Raw genomic sequence first — 18,120 nt, forward strand, 5'->3', positions numbered from 1 at the left:
CGTGTATCAGTTGGATGCCACGGCGTATCCGAGAAACGGTGGAAGTCCTCTGTTTCACCCGGACACGGGCCGAGTCCTGGGAATCGTGAACAAGGTTTTGCTCACCCAAGGCAAAGAAAAAGCCTTGGAATCCCCAAGCGGCATCAGTTTCGCCGTTCCCATTGTCCATGCGGTCACCCTGATGCAAAAAGCCGGAGTGTCCCCCTAGTGAGCCATCTTCATCACGCGGAATCCGGCTCTGTGGACCGATAAAGGAACACGTAGTCCAAGCCGTTGACGGTGATGGTGCACTGTGCGCCGCGGGATTGGGCATACACGAGCCATGCTGGTCGGGAAGGTTCACAGCATTCTACGTTGGGTGAAAAAAAACCTCGCCGACCATCGTACCAGGCAAGAAGCATGGGATTTTTTAAACGCTTCTGGGCTTCATGGTCGGCCATTCGACGGGCTTCATCGAAGGTGAGGGTATCCGGTCGGTCCTTTAGATCCACGACGTTTTCCAGCATCCATCGCTCCAAAGGAATACATGTTTTGGCGATCGTTACGGTCATGAGGCATGATCCTTTCTTGGCAAAGAGCATGGGCAACAGCCCACACTCATTAAGATAATGAAAAGGCGTGAGCGGTCATGGCCGAGGGCGTTCCACAGGTCTTGCCCTCACCGAGCACTGCTGCCCCATGAAAGCTCGTTTTCGTAGGGGCGTGCAACAGGCGGCGGCCTGGTTGAAGGGTCATGATACCACGTCCTCGTGTTCAAAATGTCGCAAAGCTTTGGGGTCGGCGCTTTCCATCGCGTCGATCCACCCTTGAACCCTCCTTGCTCCATAGGCTGCTTTCCACGCGTCCAGGATGGCTTGAACCGGAATGTCGGCATAGACTCCATGATAGGCCACGTATTCCATGAACCTTTGCTGTTGCTTGTTGTACGGATGAAACAAGGAGTCTCTTTGACCGTCGAAAACCAAGGGCTCGATCCCGTGCCGCAGGCACAGCTCCTTGTTGAAAGCCGGCGTGGCCTTCACCCAGCGGCCCTCAAGGAAAAGATCCGTGTACCCATGAAAGACGAAGAGGTCTGAGCCCAAGTATTCCAGGAGCTGTTTCGTGGCCAGGTGGTTCCTCACGGTGGCGAAACCCACGCGGGCCGGAATGCCTTGGGACCGAGCCAGCGCACAAAGAAGCCCGGCCTTGGGAATGCAAAAGCTTCGGCCTCGCCTCAAAACCTCGCTCGCCTGGTAATGTTCTGGTCGATAAAAGGGCGAGTAGGGATCGTAGCGAATGCGGTCGCGCACCGCTTCGTACAACCGAACGGCCTTTTCCACAGAATTTGTGGCGTTCCCGACGGCCTCACTGGCGAACTCAAGCACTCGAGGATGTTTCCAGTCCAGAATAGCCGTCGGTTCCAGATAGGGTTGCATCGTCATTTCTTCACACCTTCTTGCCCTGATGAGATCAGCCGCCAGCTTTCACTTGGCTGAAACTCGGTCCCGAAGCATTTCCACATAAATGGCGATGGATACCTCTTTGCCAATCAGGCCTTTTTGAAAAAACTCGCCGTTGCCCACGCCAAATTCCAGACGGTCGATGGTCGTGTGAGCTTCAAAACCGATGATTTCTTTCGATGGATCCATGGGATGAACGGTGGAGCCGAGATAGCGGAATGGTAAGTCCAAAGGGCGACGGACGTTTTTAATGGTGAGGGTGCCTCGAGCGATGAAGTCGGTGGTAGATTTTCCCGAAAGGATTTGCGTGCTTTCGAACGTCATGACGGGATATTTTTCGGCGTCGAAGAAATCGGAAGACCGCAAATGGGCGTCTCGCTTTTCAACGCGCGTGTTGATGGAATTGACTGGAATGGTCACCGTGACGGCCCCCGCTTCGGGCCGCGCCGGGTCGAAAACCATGTGACCTTGCACCTCATCAAAGGTTCCGGCAACTTTTGCCAGAATATGCCGAATGGTAAAGGTCACACTGCTGTGGAAAGGATCAAAGGACCAGGCTTCGCCCTGCGCCGCGGCCGCGTTCCACCCTGCACCCCATATCACGCATAACGCCAGCCAGATTGCCAGTTTCTTCTTCATGATTCACTCCTTCATAGTGAGTGCCAACAATGTCTCGCGTCAAAAGGCCCCGCGAAACAGATTCATGACCTTATGGTAGGATTGAAAGGAGTTTCCGTCCAGAGGGCGCTCACCCACCTGTCGTTCCAAGGCCTTGAAACGGGCATGACAAGCGGCCGAAGAAATGCTAAAGATTCGGTGAAAAAAGGTACAAATGGCTTGAAAAGATGCCGAGAATTTTTTGGACTATCGCAGAAAAGGGGACCTGGCTCATGACGACCGTCATGCCTGAAGGGGAAGCCATCCGCAAAGCCGTCAAGTGGGTGTCCAATTGTGTGCAGGAAAACCCGGACAAACCCGTGCAAAAGATCGTTTGCGAGGCGATTCTGCGCTTCGATCTCTCGCCCATTGAAGCGGAGTTCCTCATGGATTTTTACAAAGCCAAACGCCGAACCGAACCCTAGCGGTCGAAAACGCCATCAATGCTCACAGGCTTTGAAGGGCGGGCCATGATCGGTCTTGATGGCGTCAGCACACGGAAGCGAGGCTCATGGGTTTGTGCGCGTGAATCTTGAGACGCCAGTGGTTGTGGCAGCCTAAATGGCAAACCACTTTGACGGTGACGAATTTTTGACGACACGGAAACCACACTTCTTCACTGGCGCTGGGGTTTTCACAGACGCGGCAAAACCACTGGTAGCCCGTTACATACCTCTGGTGGCTTGGGTCGAGGCGCAATCGAAACCGTTTAAAGAGTTGATCGCGGTTGTCGCCGTAGGAAGAGGCATGGCCTTCGGCGCAAGCCTGTTGCCTGCGAAAGAAGTCGTCCACGAAAAGGTTTTCGGACGTTTCTGGGTGGCGGCTTGTGCCGTTGTGGCAGGCATTCATGATGAGACCTCCTATGCAGCAGGGCATGGGAGGTGTTCCGCGAGAGCCTGGACTTGGTATGTTGCGTCAAAAGGGCTTTGTCATGCCCCTTTGGCCGTCCCGCACAGGTCACTTGCGACGTGAGGGGCGTCGTTCCGCGGCAAGCTGCTGAGCCGTCCACAACGCTGCGGTCAACCCCAAGGTCCACAGGAACAAGTAGCCAAACCAAGCCCCAACACTCATGGTCGCCTCCATGTTCTGCCTCCTTGAATGTGCTCGAACAGGCCCTTGGCCGCACAGCCGAAAACGCCGTGGCCCTGAGAGCTTTCGCACCCTGGGCACGGCATTGGTGGCCAGAATCCCTTAGTTCCAAACACTCGAGAGGGTGCTTCTCTTTACCGGCAGGGTTTCCGAGCCCGTTCTGTCTTCTTGTTTGAGGCAATTCTCTTGCCCATCCATTGTTTTCATCGGCACAACGAGAGCGAAACATGAAGGAAAAAAGTGGGGGAAATGGGTTGTCAGAGGGCGCCGAATCTGCGATCTTGGACAGGGCAAAACGTCACAGCACTGGGGGAAAAAACGGCAGGCATGCCATGCGTGTCATGACCTTTAACCTGCGCTTTGAAAACGACAGGGACGGACAAAACAGTTGGATTTACCGCCGCGATCTGGTGGTGGCCATCGTGCGACGATACCGGCCTGACGTTTTGGGAACCCAGGAGGGTCGCTGGACCATGCTGCAGTATTTGGCGGAGGCTCTTCAGGACTATGCCATTCATGCACCGCACCGCGTTTTAGACGACACGTGCCAGTACCCTACCCTTTTTCTGCGCAAGGATTGGGGTACGGTGGTGGACGGGGCCGAATTTTGGTTGTCTCGAACCCCTCAAGTACACCGCAGCAAGGATTGGGACAGTGCCTTTCCGCGAATGATGAGTTGGGCCAGAGTAGTGGAAAAGAGCACGGGAGCCGATTTGTGGGTCTCTGTGACCCACTTGGACCATATGGGTGCCGAAGCCCGCGTAGAGCAGGCGCGCATCCTTGCCCAATGGGTACAGGAGCATTTCGGTGCCCATATTGTCATGGGGGACTTCAACGATGGGCCGGAATCCACGGTTCACCGCCTTTTGACCCATTCGGTCGTGGGGTTGCAGGACAGCTGGCGTGTGGCCGGCAGAGGGGAAGGGGACGCGGAAAAAACGCACCATGGGTTTTCCGGAGTGCCACAAAAGAGTCGCATGGACTGGATTCTGATTTCTCGCCATTTTCACGTGCGTGAAGCGCACATTGTAAGGGACCACTTTGAAGGCAGGTATCCTTCCGACCATTTTCCCTATTACGCCGATCTTCAGTGGATAAATTCCCCGTCTTCGACCGAAACGTCTTGAAGGAGCAGTGGTGAAAGACACAATTCGTGTAGCTTTGGTGCAGCCCAAGCCCTACGCGGAATTCGACGATCCGAGAAATATCGCTCACGGCCTGCATCTTTTGGAAAGAATTCGGGGACATGAGCTGGACATGGTGTGCTTTCCCGAATACTTTCCCTTTGCCGGGGAAGAGGTGTTGGCCGAGGCTGCCCGGGATCTGCGATCCTACATAGTGGCGGGTTTGGTGGAACAGGATGGAGGCCGCCTTTACAACACGGCCACCCTGTTTGACCGTTCCGGTCGCCTTCTGGGCCGGCAGCGAAAGGCCAACGTGGGGGCTTTGGAACGGGATCATTTGCACATCACGGCGGGCGACGGAGTGTTTCGAGCCTTTTCGGTGGATTTTGGAAAAATTGGTCTTCCCGTCTGCATCGATTTTTGGGGGCAACCGGACGCTGCCACGCAGCTGGCCAATCAAGGCGTGGAGATTGTCTTTAACATCAGCATTTTTCCCATTCTGCGAGGTCACTGGAAAACCGGGGCTCTGGTGCGAGCCTTTGATAATTTCTTTGCCGTGGTGGGCGTGAACACGGCCGATTACAACGCCATGATTGGGGGTCGACGCTACCATCAACACGGTGGAGGAAGTTTTGTCCTTCAGCCGCCGCGCTTTTTGGACAAGGCGGCGTTTCGACGCTGGTTTCGAAGCTTGGACACCTTGGACGATTGGGTGACGCTGGAGCTGGATGCTTTGGAGCAGGTGCATGTGGCTGAGGTCCATCTGGGGTCTGTGCGTCGGTATCGCCGAGAGTTCTGGAATCGTTTTGGTTTTCAACGCGTGTAGCAGCAATTGAAGAGCTTTGCATGAAAAGAAAAATTTATCTGGAGATGCATACCCTTGCGGAGGCGCGGAACAAGTGGCGCCGCGCCGTGCAGGATCGGCGAACGGCAGTGGAAGAACTGCCCGTGATTTCTGCATTGGGGCGCGTTTTGGCGCGGCCTGTCACCGCCCGCCTGTCGGTGCCCCATTACCATGGTGCGGCCATGGACGGTTACGCCGTCAAAGCTTCTGACACCTTCGGGGCCAGCGCTGTGCGCCCTAAGCACCTCACCATCGGCCAACAGGCCTTTGCCGTGGATACGGGTGACCCCTTGCCTCAAGGCACCGACGCGGTCATCATGATTGAACACGTTGACCCCGTGGATGCCCACACCCTTGAGATTCGCAGTGCGGCTTTTCCCTGGCAGCATGTGCGCAAGGTGGGTGAAGACATCGTGGCCGGGGAACTGCTCCTGCCTCAGCAGCACCGCCTGCGCCCTGCGGATCTTGGCGCTTTGCTGGCGGCTGGCGTTTCCACGGTTTCCGTGTATGCCAAGCCACGCGTGTGGATTCAACCTACGGGATCGGAACTGGTTCCTGCTCAGGACGCGGCCAAGGCGGCACCGGGACAGATTGTGGAATTCAACGGCACGGTCATTGCCGCCATGGTGACGCAGGAAGGAGGCCTTGCCCTGTTGCAGGCCGGTATTGCCGACGATCCATCCACCCTGCGCGCTAGCATGCAGCAGGCGGCAGCCTCAGAAGCCGACCTCATCATCTTTAACGCGGGATCATCCGCCGGTTCGGAGGATTATACGGCTTCTCTGGTTCAGGATCTGGGCACGCTTCTTGTCCACGGCGTGACCATGATGCCGGGAAAACCCGTGCTTTTGGGAATCCTTGAGGGAAAGCCTTTCGTTGGGCTTCCCGGCTACCCTGTATCGGCCATTGTGGCTTTTGAGCAGTTCGTTCGTCCCCTCCTATACTGGATGCAGGGGTTGGCCGAACCGGGTTGGACCACCGTGGAAGCCGAAATGGGCCGCAAGATGCCATCCAAACTCGGCTTGGAGGAATTCCTTCGCGTCGTTGTAGGCCGTGTGCAGGACCGCCTTGTGGCCATGCCTTTGCAGCGGGGCGCGGGGGTCATCACCTCGTTGGTTCGCGCAGATGGGCTGGTGCAAATTCCGCAGGAATCTGAAGGCATCAACGAAGGAGAAGCCGTTCGAGTTCGCTTGTTGCGTGCCGAAGAGGACCTGGAACACACCCTGGTCATGATCGGCAGTCACGACAACACGGTGGATGTGATGGCATCGGAACTCAAACGGGTGGACTCGAGGCTGCATCTTTCATCCAGCAACGTGGGAAGCCTTGGTGGGCTTCTGGCACTGAAGCGAGGCCAGGCGCACTGTGCCGGAGCGCATCTTCTGGACACGGCAACCGGCGACTACAATCGATCCTATGTGGAACGGCACCTTCAGGGAATTCCCGTACGTTTGGTGCAGCTCGTTCGGCGTCGCCAAGGTCTGGTGGTTGCGCCGGGAAATCCGAAAAAGATTCAAAGTGTTCACGATCTGTTTCGACCCGACGTGCGTTTTGTGAATCGCCAAACTGGGTCGGGTACGCGCATTCTTTTGGATTATGAGCTGGCAAAAATCGGTAGGAGCCCGGAGGGTCTTCAAGGGTACGACTGGGAAGAGTATACGCACATGGCCGTGGCGGTGAACGTGCTCAGTGGAAGTGCCGACTGCGGCATGGCCATCTATGCTGCGGCGAAGGCTCTTGGATTGGATTTTGTTCCCGTGTGCGAAGAACGCTACGACCTGGTGGTGCCCGAAGCCTGCTGGAACGACGCGAAGATTCAGGCCCTTCTGCGAGTTATCGTGTCTGAGAGGTTTCGCCGACTTGTGGAGGCCATGGGCGGCTACGACCCTTCCCACTCGGGGACTATTGTGGGAATTTGGAACGGCGCCGCATGGCGTGAGGCAGACGATCCCAGAGGGGACTGATGGAGTCCTTGGCCCAGAGCCTGCCCAAGCCGAGAAATGCCAAGGCAAAAACCAAACCGGAAAGGGCCAACTGGCATAGAGCCTGAGCATAAGGGTTGGTCAGGTTCCATTGGGTCGTCCAGAACAAGGCTGCCGCAGAGGGGACGGCGGCAGCGACAGTCACGAAGGTGACTTTGAGAGATGAGATCAATAGGCCTTGAAAGGCCCGAGACCCCAATCGATGGCGCCACCATAGGCAAAGCAGGGTGGTATAGAGCGCCACGGAAAATGCGCTCACGGCCGCAACGCCTCGTGCGCCCGCCTGAACCACGGCGATATAGTAGAAGGGGATCACGGCCACGGTACACAGGGTGCCGATGACCGCCGGGGTGACCATGTCCTGCCGTGCATAATAGGCGCGACCCAAAATCTGCTGAATACCCCAGCAAAAAACGACAGCCAAAAGAATGCGAAGGGCCCACACGGTTTGGACCGTGTCTTCCGTGTTAAATCGACCTTGTTGAAAGACGAGCACGATGATGGGCTTGGCGGTGAGGATCATCCAAAGTGACAAGGGAATAAGGATGGTAAGGGTATTTCGAAAGGCGGTGTTGAGTGTTTCAAAAAATCTGTCCATGTCTCCCGAGCCGTAGGTTTCGGCCAGATAAGGATAGGATGCCGTGCCGGCCGCCTGCGCTACGACGCCCACGGGAACGAGCATGATGCGTCGTGCATAATTGAGCCAGCTGATGGCGCCGATGGCGGCCAGGGATCCGAAAACGCGCATTAACTGTTCGTCGAGAACCACGACAGACTGACCCACCATGAGGGGCAAGGCCAGCGCGAAGAATTTCTTCATCGCCGGATGCCACACCGTCCATTGCCACCGAAAACCTCCTCCGTACCTGACGGCCATCACAGGCAGCAAAAAATTGCCCACAAAGGCCCCGACCAGTACGCCCCAACAAAAACCGCTCATGCCGGATCGGCGCATGAGCAAGCCCAGCGCGATAATGAAGGCGTTGTAGATGAGCGGGCTCAGGGCTGGTGCCTGAAACTGCTTGCGAAAATACAAGACGGCGCTGAAGCAGGAGCCGAGGAGAAAAAACACCTGGGCTGGAGCGACAATGCGCAGAAAAAAGGCCAGTCGCGTTGCCGCTTGAGGACTCAAACCCGGTGCCGCCCAGTGGGCCAACGGATGGGCCCAAAGGATAACCAAAGCGCATAAAACGGAACAGGTCACCGCCGTCCAAAGGGTTACTGCCGAAAAAAAACGCCAAGCCTCTTCATCACTTTTTCGGAAGAGTTCCGTAAGTAAGGGAATGAGGGTGATGGAAAAATAGGCACCGGCCAGAAGGTAGTTGATGAAATCCGGAATGACGAACGCTGCAAAATAAACGTCCGATTCTTCGCTGGCCCCGAAATAATAGGAAATAACCTTGTCCCGGGCCAATCCCATGAAACGGGACGCCAAGACGCTGCCGCCCAGCAAGGCGGCGGCCCATCCCATGGCCTGTCGACGCCCCCAAAAGGACATGGGCTCAGTCCAGGTTGCTCAGAATGAGATCTTTTCGTGCTGGGTCCAGGGAAAGAATTCTACGGGCCTCGTCTGGTGAGGCGATCTCGCGTCCCGTCTCTCGGGCGATCCGCACGATTTTTTCTACCAACTTGGCATTGGTGGCCGGAGAACCGTCCGGCATAACGAGATTGTCTTCCAAACCGACACGCACGTGGCCGCCCATGACAATGGCAGCCGTGGCCAAGGGAATTTCTGCCTTGCCAATGCCGGCGACGCTCCACGTGGACCCGGGAGGAATGCTTTCCGAGAGGAACAGAAGATTCTTGACGGTTCCGGGCATGGATCCCGGAGCGCCGAGCACGAAGTCAAAGTGCAGCGGCGGATGAATGAGGCCTTTGCGCTGCAGATAAAGGGCATTGTTGATCATGCCCGTTTCAAAGACCTCGATCTCGGGTTTCACCCCCGTTTCGTTGAAAACCCCCGCAAGAAACTCAAGGAACTGGGGAGAATTTTCATACACAATGCCGGGCAAGTTGTTAGATCCCGTGGTAAAAGAAGCCATTTCCGGAAGCAGCCTGACGGGGTTCGCTCGAGCTTCCCAGTCCTTACCCGCGCGCGCTCCCGTGGACAGCTGGACGATCACTTCCGGAGCGAGGTCCTTGATGCGCCGAACGTTTTCCTTGAAACGACGCACATCCAGTGTCGGGCGTTGGTTGTCGTCTCGGGCGTGCACGTGAAAGAGCACGGCGCCCGCATCGGCACATCGGCGCACATCCCGAGCGATTTCTTCCGGTGTCATGGGAACATGGGGGTTCATGGCCTTTGTGGGAACGTTCCCGGTCAAAGCGACGGTGATGATGAGTTTTTCCATGGTGTACGCTCTTTGGTCCTTTGAGACGACATGTTAGGCCGGTTGTCGTGGGCTTCGAAGTTTCTGAAGGAAATAAATGAACCCGAAAAGAGCCAAACCGACGAGATATGCCCAATGGCGGTGGGCGTAATCGAGCCCCAGCCGAGGGGCTATCACATCGGGCCGCATCATGATAAGGGTGACGCCGAGCAGAAGCGGCACTTCATAAATGCGGTTTCGAGTGATGAGCCAGCCTTGCGTTGCGGCGGCAAAGGCAAAGTTGCCCAGGCAGGCCATGGCGAAGATCAGAAGCCCTTGCGACCAGCTGGAGATGCCATAAAGAATGAGGTCGTGGTTAAAGATGAACATGAAGGGCAGAATAGCGGTGCGAATGTCATACGTGAAGCCTTGCAAACCTGTGCGAATCGGATCGGACTTGGCTATGGCCGAAGCGGCATAGGCTGCAAGACCCACGGGAGGCGTGTCATCGGCCAGGATGCCGAAAAAGAAACAAAAGAGGTGAGCGGCAATCAGCGGCACTTCAAAGCCGTAGGACCCGCCGACCATGACGATGGCCGGGGCGGTCAAGGAAGCCATCACGATGTAGGTGGCCGTGGTGGGCAACCCCATGCCAATGATGAGGCTGGCAAGGGCCGTAATGCCGAGAAGCAAGTAGATGTTGCCGCCGGCCAACACATCCACGACCTGGTTGATTAATCCGCCCAGGCCCATGGCCACCACGCCCACGATAATGCCGGCGGCCGCCGTGGCCATGGCCACAGAGACCATGTTGCGAGCCCCCGCATTCAGGGCGGCGATAATGTCCAGCAAACCTTTTTTAAAAGCGGCCCCTACAGACTCCTTGCTTTTGTAGGCTCGCACACAGGGCTGCACGATCATGAGCAGACCGAGAACCCAAATGGCGTTGAAGGCGGACCTTTGGGGCGTGTGCCGCAGGATCACAAGTTCGTAGATGAGCATGGCGAGAGGAATAAGGTACTGCAGTCCACCGAGAAGCGTTTTGAAAAAAGGCGGCAGTTCCTCTCGGGGAAGACCCTGAAGTCCCAGCTTGGACGCTTCAAGGTGCGAGATGAACAGCAATGCCGCATAGGAAGCAAAGGCAGGTATGGCTGCGGCCTTGCACACTTCAATGTAGGGGAGGTTTACGTATTCTGCAATGATAAAGGCAGCAGCGCCCATGATGGGAGGGGCCAACTGGCCGTCGGTGCTCGCCGCCACTTCAAGGGCTGCCGCTTTCTTAGGCGGATAGCCTACCCGTTTCATGAGCGGAATGGTAAAGGTGCCCGTGGTCACCACATTGGCGATGCTGGATCCGGAAACCATTCCCGTGAGTCCGCTGCTCAAAATGGCCGCTTTGGCAGGCCCGCCCTTAAACCCTCCAAGTAGACTCAAGGCCAGTTGAATAAAAAATTGCCCGGCTCCGGCCTTCTCCAACATGGAGCCAAAAAGGACGAACAGGAAGACAATGGTGGCGGAAACATCCAAAGGTATGCCATAGATGCCTTCGGTGGACATGGTCATTTGACCCACAAACCGATTCAAAGACACCCCTTTAAAAGAGATGACGTCGGGCATGTAGGGCCCCAAAAAGGCATACAAAATAAATAGCGTGGCGATGACTGAAAGGGCCGGTCCGATGGTGCGCCGTGAGGCTTCCAAAAGCAAGACGACGAGAAGGATGCCCATGAAAATGTCGCGGGGAATGGGAGCGCCGTAGCGGTACACGATGCCTTGGTAGTCCAGAACAACGTAGAGGGAGGCGATGGCGGCGGTGACGGCGAGAACCCAATCCATGATGGGGACTCGGTCCGTAGCGGCCCAGTACCGAATGCCCAAGCGAGGTTTTCGAAACATGGGAAAACTAGCATAGACAATAAAAATGGCAAAGGCCAGATGAATGGCCCGAATGTACCAGGAGTCCAGAATGAGCCAGCTGGCGATGGACAGCTGAAAAAGGGACCAGCAGACGGCGACGGTGCTGACCACGAATTTCGCAACGCCGCGTTGAGCGCGGCCGGTGCCGGCTTCTTCTTCGGCCAGTTTCCGGGCAAGAGCGAGACCGCCATCCGTATTCATGGGATCAAGCGCCATGCAACATCCTTGAACCGCCCGTCGGATTGTGCCATGGTCTTGAAGATCTCAACGGGATCTGAAAACCCAAAGTCGGTGACGCCTATTGGCGCCACCGCCAGGCACCGGGTTACTTCAGCAGGCCTGTTTCCTTGAAGTATTTTTCCGCGCCCGGATGAAACGGAGCGGACAAACCTTCCAACATATTGGATTTGGTCAAAACAGCGTAGGCCGGATGCAAGGTCTTGAAACTTTCCAGGTTATCAAAGATTTCCTTGACAATGGCATAAACCACATCATCGGGGGTTTTCGCGGAAGTCACAAACGTAGCTTTGACTCCCACTGTGGGCACGTCTTCCTTATTGCCGGCTCCCTCGTACAAGGCGATGGGGATCGTGGCCTTAGCGTAGTAGGGATACTTTTTGATCAAGGCGTCGACGGGGGCGCCTTCAATGGGCACGAACCGCACTTTGCGATGGCCCGCCGTGGCTTCCTTAATGGCGCCGCTGGGGTGTCCCACAGTGTAGAAGAAAGCGTCGATGCGGCCGTCCTGAAGCAGCCCAGGGGCTTCGGCTGCTTTGGCTTGTTCTGCCTTAATATCCTTTTCCCAGTCCATCCCGAATGCTTGCAGCACGTCGATGGAGTTTTGCAGCTGTCCCGAGCCGGGGTTTCCGATGTTAACGCGTTTGCCTTTGAGATCCGCAAGAGTCTTGATGCCGGCGTCTTCGGCGGCCACTAAGGTCACCGATTCAGGGTGCAGACTGAACACGGCTCTGAGATCCTTTTGCGGCCCCTTATCCTTCCATTCCGCCTCGCCATTGATGGCCTGATACTGTCGGTCCGACTGAGCAATGCCGAACTCCAGGTCTCCCGCCAGGACCGCATTGATGTTAAAAACGGACCCTCCCGTGGCTTCTACGGTACAGCGAATGCCGTAGGTGTCCCTTTTGCTGTTGATCATTTTGCAAATAGCACCCCCCGTCGGGTAATACACACCGGTGATGCCGCCTGTACCGATGGTGACAAAAACTGTTTTGGCTTGACAAGGTACCGCCCCCCCGGCAACCAAAGCCGTTCCCAGCAACAAGACCAAGGCAAGAAACATTCCGGTACGCTTCATGGGCTTCCTCCTTTGTTCGATAACCGATCGTTCACGATGAAAACCCCGTGCCTTTTCCTTTGGCGAAGTGCATCATTTGTGCGGCCGGCCTTGGGAGCTTGATGGACTGTACCCAGTTGGCTCAACCTTAAGGGACAACGGTGCCTTGTGGACCGTTGTTAGAGCGCTGCTCATCCACATTCCACTTTGAGACAAGCTCCCGGCGCTGGGCGATGAGGAACGCGACCCCCAATACCTTCCCAATTAGCCAGACACCCTGTACCTTCGCCAAAGCTTTTCAGCTATTAACAAAAAATAAGATTTTGCGCAACCCAATGCCACAAGCCCGCCGATCATCTTTCCACCGTGGATTCTTAACCGGAGACGGATCGTTGGAAATTCGGATTTCTTGAAACAGCATGTAGACAATGGTATCAGAAGCCGCTTTTTCATCCGCGTACTCCCTTACCCCAGGAGCGCCGGCTGGGTCGATCACCCTTAAAGATGCGGGCTTTCAAGGGTCATGGATTCTTTAGCAGTCCTCAAGGAAGGGCTTCCCTACGTTTTCAAAGGCGCCTAGGTCACTTCGGTGGTGATTGCGGGGGGCGTTGACCTTTGGGTTCCCTGTCGTGTTGCCTTTGGCTGTAGGCTTGGTTTACGGCCCCAAGTGGCTTCGGTGGCTCATCGGTTTATATGTGTGGTTTTTTCGAGGCGTTCCTTTCCTGGTGCTTTTGTTTCTTTTCTATTTTGGCATTTTTCCTTCTTTGGTGCTGGAGCTCTCCGCCTTTTCCGTGGCCATCATTGTTCTCGAGTGCATCAGCGGAGCGTATCAATCCCAGATTCTTCGAGGCGCCCTTTTGTCGGTGCCCACAGGCCAAATGCAAGCGGCGCGGGCCATGGGCATGAGCGACCTTCGGGCGGTGGTGTTTGTGGTTCTAGTGCAGGCCCTGCGCCTGGCCGTTCCGTGCTGGTCCAATGAGTATGCGATTTTGCACAAAGATTCCGCCGTGACCTATGCCCTGGGGGTCGCGTAAATTATGGCGCGCGCCCACCATGTGGCCTCTCGTACGTATCAACATCTGGCCATTTACATCAGCGCGGGCCTTCTGGTCATGATTCTTATCTAGGTGGGAACTCGTCTTATGGCTGCGGTGCACAAAAGGGTGCGCATGAAGGGCTACGAGTGATGAGATACCATTCTTGAGGTGCGCAAGGTTTGCAAGCACTACAACTCGTCAAGGGCGTTTCCCTTTCGGTGCGGCGCGGCGAAATCAAGGTCCTCATCTGCCCGTCCGGTGCAGGCAAAAGCACCCTGTTGCGGATGATCAATTTTCTTGCCATGCCTGACGCAGGAAGCATCGTTTTGGAGGGGCGGCGCATTGATTCCGGCAACAGGAAAGAACTGTGCGCTTATCGGCAGCAGGTCGGCATGATTTTTCAGGAATTCAACCTTTTTGATCATCTCACGGCCCTGGGAAACGTGGAAATCGGCCTGGTGCGCGTGAAGAAAATGGGCCGCAAAGAGGCACATCGGCGCGCCATGGGTGAACTGGAACGGGTCGGTACGGCGGATCACGCTAGGAAGTATCCGGCTGAACTTTCCGGCGGGCAGAAAAAGAGGGTTTCCATTGCCCGAGCCTTGGCTTTGGACCCCAAGGTGATGCTTTTGGATGAGCCGACCTCGGCCCTGGACCCAGAATTGATTGGAGAGGTGCATGCGAAGATTCGGGATTTGGGCGCGTCCGGCATGACCATGATCATGGCCACACTCCAGATCGGCTTCGCCCGGGCTCTGGCTCACGAAATGATCTTCATGGAAGACGGCCGTATCGTGGAACAGGGGCCGCCAAACGCCATTCTGGACGAGGCGCGGTGCGCCCGCACGCGGGAATTCTGCGCCAAGATTGACCAGTTGGGTGCCAGGCCGTGATTTCCGAGGAACTGATTTTCCTTTCCTCTGAACTGATCCCGACCCTCCTTCGAGGCACCGCCGTGTCGCTGTGCCTGTTCCTTCCTTCGGTCGTGTTGGGCCTTGCCTGTGCTGGCCGGTTCGTGCCGTGCGTACGCGGCGCCTCCCCTGCGCTGGTTGGCGGATATATACGTGGCCGTGTTCAGAGGATTTCCTTTGCTGGTTCAGCGCTGCATTTGGTATTTCGGCATGCCTCGCGTGGGATTCTACCTAACACCCTACCAAGGGGCGGTTCTGGGCTTTACGCTCTGCAGTGGGGCCTATCATTCCGAGTACATTCGAGGTGCCTTGTTATCCATCAAACGGGGGCAAATTCTCGCCGCGCAAGCCATCGGCATGAGCCGCCTGCAAACCATCGTGCAGATCATCTTGCCTCAGGCCGTGTGGCGCGCTCTGCCCGGCTGCGGCAATGAATGGTTTTACCTGATCAAGTACTCGTCTTTGGCCTACATGATCACTTGCATCGAACTGACGGGCGAAGGAAAAATCATCGCTTCGTCCACCTTTAAGTACACCGAAGTCTTTGCCGCCCTGGGCGTTGTGTACCTCTTGCTCGTCACTCTGGCCACCGGCCTTTTGAAAGCCTTAGAGAAACGCCTTAGCCTTCCCAGATTTGAATTCCACAGAATCTAAGGACCCTTCGTGTCGGCTGCCAAGAGCGAGGCTCAAAGACGAGGCGTTCCTGGGATGGGGCTCTAGGACGCGATGCCGTGACTCGGGATGCCTTATGGGAAAGGGGCACGACCTGAGCGTGCCCCCTTAGAGAACCTGCACGGAAGTGGGCGGAGGTTTGCCGTGGTCAGAGGAGTCGGGAAGAAACGACGGCAAGGGCCTCATCGAGAATGCGTGTCATTTGATCAATGCCCTCCTCGTCGATGACAAAGGGCGGCGCCAGCAGCAGATGATCCCCATGAATTCCGTCGGCTCCTCCGGATCCAGGATAGGTGATCAGGCCTCGCTGAAAGGCTTCCTGGGCCAGTTGAGCATTGACTTTGAGGGCGGGAGGAAAAGTGTGCTTGGTGTCGCGGTCCTGAACCAGTTCGATGCCGGCAAACAGGCCGAGGCCGCGCACATCGCCGACGATGGCATGTTTTCGAAGTGTTTGAAGGTGCTTCAGAAGCACTTCGCCCATGGCCGCCGATCGTTCCACGAGCTTGTGGTCCTGAATGTAGCGCAGAACTGCGGCACCGATGGCCACGGACAAGGGGTTCTGGCAGTAGGTATGCCCGTGCACGAAAGCTCCTGTTCCGCGCCGAATGGCTTCGTGGATTTCTTCTTTGACCACGACGGCGCCCAAAGGCGTGTAGCCTGAACTCAGTCCCTTGGCCGTGACGATGACGTCCGGGATCACCCCCCAATGATCTAAGGCAAACTCCCGACCCGTGCGGCCGACACCCGTCATGACCTCATCGGCAATAAGCTTGACATCGTAGGCATCACATATCTCGCGAATGCGTTGCCAGTACCCGTCCTTAGGAACCAGAGCCCCCGCTGTGGCGCCCACCACAGGCTCGGCGATGAAGGCTGCCACGGCATCCGGACCTTCGTACTTAATGGTCCGTTCCAATTGATCGGCACATTCCAGATGGCACGAGGCGGGTTCTCGTCCGAAAGGGCACCGATAGCAGTAGGCGGGTTCTATGTGAGGCGTGTGCAGGAACAGGGGCAGGTAATGGCGCCGCCGGCCGGTATGCCCACCGAGGGCCAAAGCGCCTGTAGTGTTGCCGTGAAAACTGGTCCAGCGACTGATTACCTTGTATTTGTCCGGCTTGCCCACCTCCCTCCAGTATTGCCTCACGACCTTAACGGCCGTTTCCACGGCTTCCGATCCGCCGGACAGAAAGTAGACGCGATTGAGGGAAGGATCCGGGGCCATACGGGTCAAAAGCTCGGCGCATTCCATGGCCGCTTCGCTGGTGAAATGGCTGCTGTGAGCGAAGCAAATGCGTTGCGCTTGCGCCTTCATGGCCTCCAAAATTTCCGGCACCCCATGGCCGATGCTGACCACGCACGCGCCACCGGAACCGTCGATGTATCGACGGCCGTCCGTGTCCCAAATGAAAATTCCTTCCCCGCGATCGACCACAGGATAAGTCTTGCGAAGGTTTCGGTAAAAGACATGCTCTGAGCTTCTGTGTTCCATCATCATGGAGTACCCTTTGCTGATTTTTTAGAAGTCGCCATGCCCTGTTCTTCCCAAAAACTAACGTTTCTTTATGCCACTCCGCAGCGTTTGTGAAGGCCAATGTGTTTACGCCGCCTGTGGGAAAAGCCTTGACAGCTTCCCGGAAGGCCATTTATAAAACCTCGTTACGTCGCTTCTGGAAGGAGCCCGCACGGTATGCAACCGCGAAGCCCTTGTCTGGACTGTGACAAGAAGGACCAGGACAAGAACAAGTGCCTGGAAGACTGTGAGAAGCTGAGAGAGTTTCAAGAGAGGCTCACACGGAAAGGCACGCGCGCTCGAGTATAGATAGGCGCTCCGTGCGCCGGTCACCGAGCGGCCTTGGGCCGCTTTTTTTGTCGTGGCAGGCCGAAAGCGGAGACGCTGAATAAGGTTGAGGGCGGAGGACGAGCCGATGTACGCAATCGTAGAGTGTGGAGGAAAACAGTACAAAGCCGAACCCGGAGCGTTGCTTAAGGTGGAAAAAATGCCCGGAGAAGCCGGCGATGAGATCCTTTTGGATCGTGTGCTTCTCGTGGCCGATGGCGACCAAATTCATGTGGGGCGTCCCCTTGTGGAGGCCAAGGTGGTGCGTGCGCGCATTGTGGAGCAAGGTCGGGGCGGCAAGATCTTGATTTTTAAATACAAGCGGCGCAAAGATTCCCGGAAAAGGCAGGGGCACCGGCAGGCCTATACGGCAGTGAAGATTGAAGGCATTGAAGACCGTGCGCCGATGGCATCGCAGGACCCCGGTGAGGAACCAAAGGCGGCCGGGAATGGGGAGGCTTAAGCCATGGCACATAAAAAAGCAGGCGGGAGTTCAAGAAACGGCCGAGACAGCGCCGGGCAGCGGCGAGGCGTCAAGAAGTATGGTGGACAGCGTGTGCGTGCCGGCAACATTTTGGTTCGGCAACTGGGCACCAAATTCCATCCCGGAAAAAATGTGGGTATGGGCAAGGATTACACCTTGTTTGCGTTGATTGATGGGGTGGTGGCCTTTGAGTACAAGGACAAGCGGCGACAACAAGTCAGTGTCTACCCCGTAGCGGCTCAGACCCCTTAGCTGGCTGCACGACAAGGGAGTTTTGGAGGAAACGTTCGAGGGCGGCGCGAACCGCAACGAGGCCGCTTGCAGGGCACTGGACGCGTGCAGATAGGATGGCATCCCTTCTTCAAAGGCCGCTGCACGGCAAGAAGGGGGCTTTAGGGCGGTGAGAAGGGCGCCCCCAAGAAAGCCCCTTTGGTGTGGCCGCGTTGAGCTTCTGGGATTGTTTCAAAGATTCTCTCTCTCGATCATGGCGCGACCAGGACTTGCGAAAGCACACGACGGGG

The 18,120-nt window shown here is 56.5% G+C and carries 21 protein-coding genes; 11 read left to right on the forward strand and 10 right to left on the reverse strand.

The window, feature by feature from the left end:
- The first annotated feature begins 1 nt into the window (after position 1).
- The gene (locus EDC27_RS06460) at positions 2-208 is read left to right on the forward strand and encodes a hypothetical protein (RefSeq protein ID WP_123289804.1); all 207 of its coding nucleotides are present in this window, start codon (positions 2-4) and stop codon (positions 206-208) included.
- Positions 209-221: 13 nt separating this feature from the next.
- On the opposite strand, the gene EDC27_RS06465 is transcribed toward EDC27_RS06460, so the two are convergent.
- From EDC27_RS06465 to EDC27_RS06475, 3 genes are all read right to left on the reverse strand, one after another.
- Positions 222-551, reverse strand: a complete 330-nt coding sequence (locus EDC27_RS06465; RefSeq protein ID WP_148045701.1) for an AF1514 family protein — start codon at positions 549-551, stop codon at positions 222-224.
- Between the two features lie 180 nt (positions 552-731).
- Positions 732-1,421 (reverse strand): transglutaminase-like domain-containing protein, encoded by a 690-nt coding sequence (locus EDC27_RS06470; protein WP_123289806.1) that lies wholly within the window; start codon positions 1,419-1,421, stop codon positions 732-734.
- A gap of 42 nt (positions 1,422-1,463) precedes the next feature.
- A complete protein-coding gene (locus tag EDC27_RS06475; protein WP_123289807.1) occupies positions 1,464-2,078 on the reverse strand; it encodes a YceI family protein in 615 nt (204 codons plus the stop codon).
- A gap of 251 nt (positions 2,079-2,329) precedes the next feature.
- On the opposite strand from EDC27_RS06475, the gene EDC27_RS06480 reads away from it, so the two are divergent.
- Positions 2,330-2,521 carry a hypothetical protein gene (locus EDC27_RS06480; RefSeq protein WP_123289808.1) on the forward strand — a complete coding sequence of 64 codons (192 nt, stop codon included), beginning with the start codon at positions 2,330-2,332 and terminating at the stop codon, positions 2,519-2,521.
- Between the two features lie 64 nt (positions 2,522-2,585).
- Here the strand turns inward: EDC27_RS06480 and EDC27_RS06485 are convergent, their stop codons facing one another.
- Both EDC27_RS06485 and EDC27_RS16740 read right to left on the reverse strand, forming a co-directional pair.
- Entirely contained in the window at positions 2,586-2,945 is a 360-nt protein-coding gene (locus tag EDC27_RS06485) for a hypothetical protein (protein ID WP_123289809.1), read from the reverse strand.
- Positions 2,946-3,053: 108 nt separating this feature from the next.
- Positions 3,054-3,179, reverse strand: coding sequence for a hypothetical protein (locus EDC27_RS16740; RefSeq protein WP_281273122.1), 126 nt, complete (start codon positions 3,177-3,179; stop codon positions 3,054-3,056).
- A 338-nt stretch (positions 3,180-3,517) separates the two neighbouring features.
- On the opposite strand from EDC27_RS16740, the gene EDC27_RS06490 reads away from it, so the two are divergent.
- Genes EDC27_RS06490 through EDC27_RS06500 form a run of 3 tightly spaced genes read left to right on the forward strand, consistent with a single transcriptional unit; the run spans position 3,518 to position 7,117 of the window.
- A complete protein-coding gene (locus tag EDC27_RS06490) occupies positions 3,518-4,312 on the forward strand; it encodes an endonuclease/exonuclease/phosphatase family protein (protein WP_123290118.1) in 795 nt (264 codons plus the stop codon).
- A gap of 10 nt (positions 4,313-4,322) precedes the next feature.
- Positions 4,323-5,135 carry a carbon-nitrogen hydrolase family protein gene (locus EDC27_RS06495; RefSeq protein WP_170161651.1) on the forward strand — a complete coding sequence of 271 codons (813 nt, stop codon included), beginning with the start codon at positions 4,323-4,325 and terminating at the stop codon, positions 5,133-5,135.
- A 20-nt stretch (positions 5,136-5,155) separates the two neighbouring features.
- Positions 5,156-7,117: a molybdopterin biosynthesis protein gene (locus EDC27_RS06500; RefSeq protein ID WP_123289811.1), complete on the forward strand. Its 1,962-nt coding sequence runs from the start codon at positions 5,156-5,158 to the stop codon at positions 7,115-7,117.
- On the opposite strand, the gene murJ is transcribed toward EDC27_RS06500, so the two are convergent.
- From murJ to EDC27_RS06520, 4 genes are all read right to left on the reverse strand, one after another.
- The gene (murJ, locus tag EDC27_RS06505) at positions 7,056-8,606 is read right to left on the reverse strand and encodes a murein biosynthesis integral membrane protein MurJ (RefSeq protein ID WP_123290119.1); all 1,551 of its coding nucleotides are present in this window, start codon (positions 8,604-8,606) and stop codon (positions 7,056-7,058) included. The genes EDC27_RS06500 and murJ overlap by 62 nt on opposite strands.
- A 31-nt stretch (positions 8,607-8,637) precedes the next feature.
- On the reverse strand, positions 8,638-9,486 hold the full coding sequence (locus tag EDC27_RS06510) for a BKACE family enzyme (protein ID WP_123289812.1): 849 nt from the start codon (positions 9,484-9,486) through the stop codon (positions 8,638-8,640).
- Between the two features lie 33 nt (positions 9,487-9,519).
- Complete coding sequence (locus EDC27_RS06515; RefSeq protein ID WP_211334797.1) at positions 9,520-11,577, reverse strand: TRAP transporter permease; 2,058 nt, start codon at positions 11,575-11,577, stop codon at positions 9,520-9,522.
- 109 nt (positions 11,578-11,686) lie between these two features.
- Entirely contained in the window at positions 11,687-12,676 is a 990-nt protein-coding gene (locus EDC27_RS06520) for a TAXI family TRAP transporter solute-binding subunit (protein WP_123289813.1), read from the reverse strand.
- A 608-nt stretch (positions 12,677-13,284) separates the two neighbouring features.
- Here EDC27_RS06520 and EDC27_RS06525 point away from each other — a divergent pair.
- The 3 genes from EDC27_RS06525 to EDC27_RS06535 all read left to right on the forward strand — a co-directional run bounded on the left by EDC27_RS06525 (position 13,285) and on the right by EDC27_RS06535 (position 15,257).
- Positions 13,285-13,689, forward strand: coding sequence for an ABC transporter permease subunit (locus tag EDC27_RS06525; RefSeq protein ID WP_211334798.1), 405 nt, complete (start codon positions 13,285-13,287; stop codon positions 13,687-13,689).
- A gap of 182 nt (positions 13,690-13,871) precedes the next feature.
- On the forward strand, positions 13,872-14,585 hold the full coding sequence (locus EDC27_RS06530; RefSeq protein ID WP_123289814.1) for an amino acid ABC transporter ATP-binding protein: 714 nt from the start codon (positions 13,872-13,874) through the stop codon (positions 14,583-14,585).
- A gap of 108 nt (positions 14,586-14,693) precedes the next feature.
- Positions 14,694-15,257 carry an amino acid ABC transporter permease gene (locus EDC27_RS06535; RefSeq protein WP_245994364.1) on the forward strand — a complete coding sequence of 188 codons (564 nt, stop codon included), beginning with the start codon at positions 14,694-14,696 and terminating at the stop codon, positions 15,255-15,257.
- Positions 15,258-15,423: 166 nt separating this feature from the next.
- Here the strand turns inward: EDC27_RS06535 and EDC27_RS06540 are convergent, their stop codons facing one another.
- The gene (locus tag EDC27_RS06540; RefSeq protein WP_211334800.1) at positions 15,424-16,773 is read right to left on the reverse strand and encodes an aspartate aminotransferase family protein; all 1,350 of its coding nucleotides are present in this window, start codon (positions 16,771-16,773) and stop codon (positions 15,424-15,426) included.
- Between the two features lie 192 nt (positions 16,774-16,965).
- On the opposite strand from EDC27_RS06540, the gene EDC27_RS16745 reads away from it, so the two are divergent.
- The 3 genes from EDC27_RS16745 to rpmA all read left to right on the forward strand — a co-directional run bounded on the left by EDC27_RS16745 (position 16,966) and on the right by rpmA (position 17,851).
- Entirely contained in the window at positions 16,966-17,097 is a 132-nt protein-coding gene (locus tag EDC27_RS16745) for a hypothetical protein (protein ID WP_281273123.1), read from the forward strand.
- Positions 17,098-17,203: 106 nt separating this feature from the next.
- Positions 17,204-17,578, forward strand: a complete 375-nt coding sequence (gene rplU / locus EDC27_RS06545; RefSeq protein WP_123289815.1) for a 50S ribosomal protein L21 — start codon at positions 17,204-17,206, stop codon at positions 17,576-17,578.
- A 3-nt stretch (positions 17,579-17,581) separates the two neighbouring features.
- Complete coding sequence (gene rpmA / locus EDC27_RS06550; RefSeq protein ID WP_123289816.1) at positions 17,582-17,851, forward strand: 50S ribosomal protein L27; 270 nt, start codon at positions 17,582-17,584, stop codon at positions 17,849-17,851.
- Positions 17,852-18,120 lie beyond the last annotated feature (269 nt).

Source organism: Desulfosoma caldarium, from assembly GCF_003751385.1.
Taxonomy (GTDB): domain Bacteria; phylum Desulfobacterota; class Syntrophobacteria; order Syntrophobacterales; family DSM-9756; genus Desulfosoma; species Desulfosoma caldarium.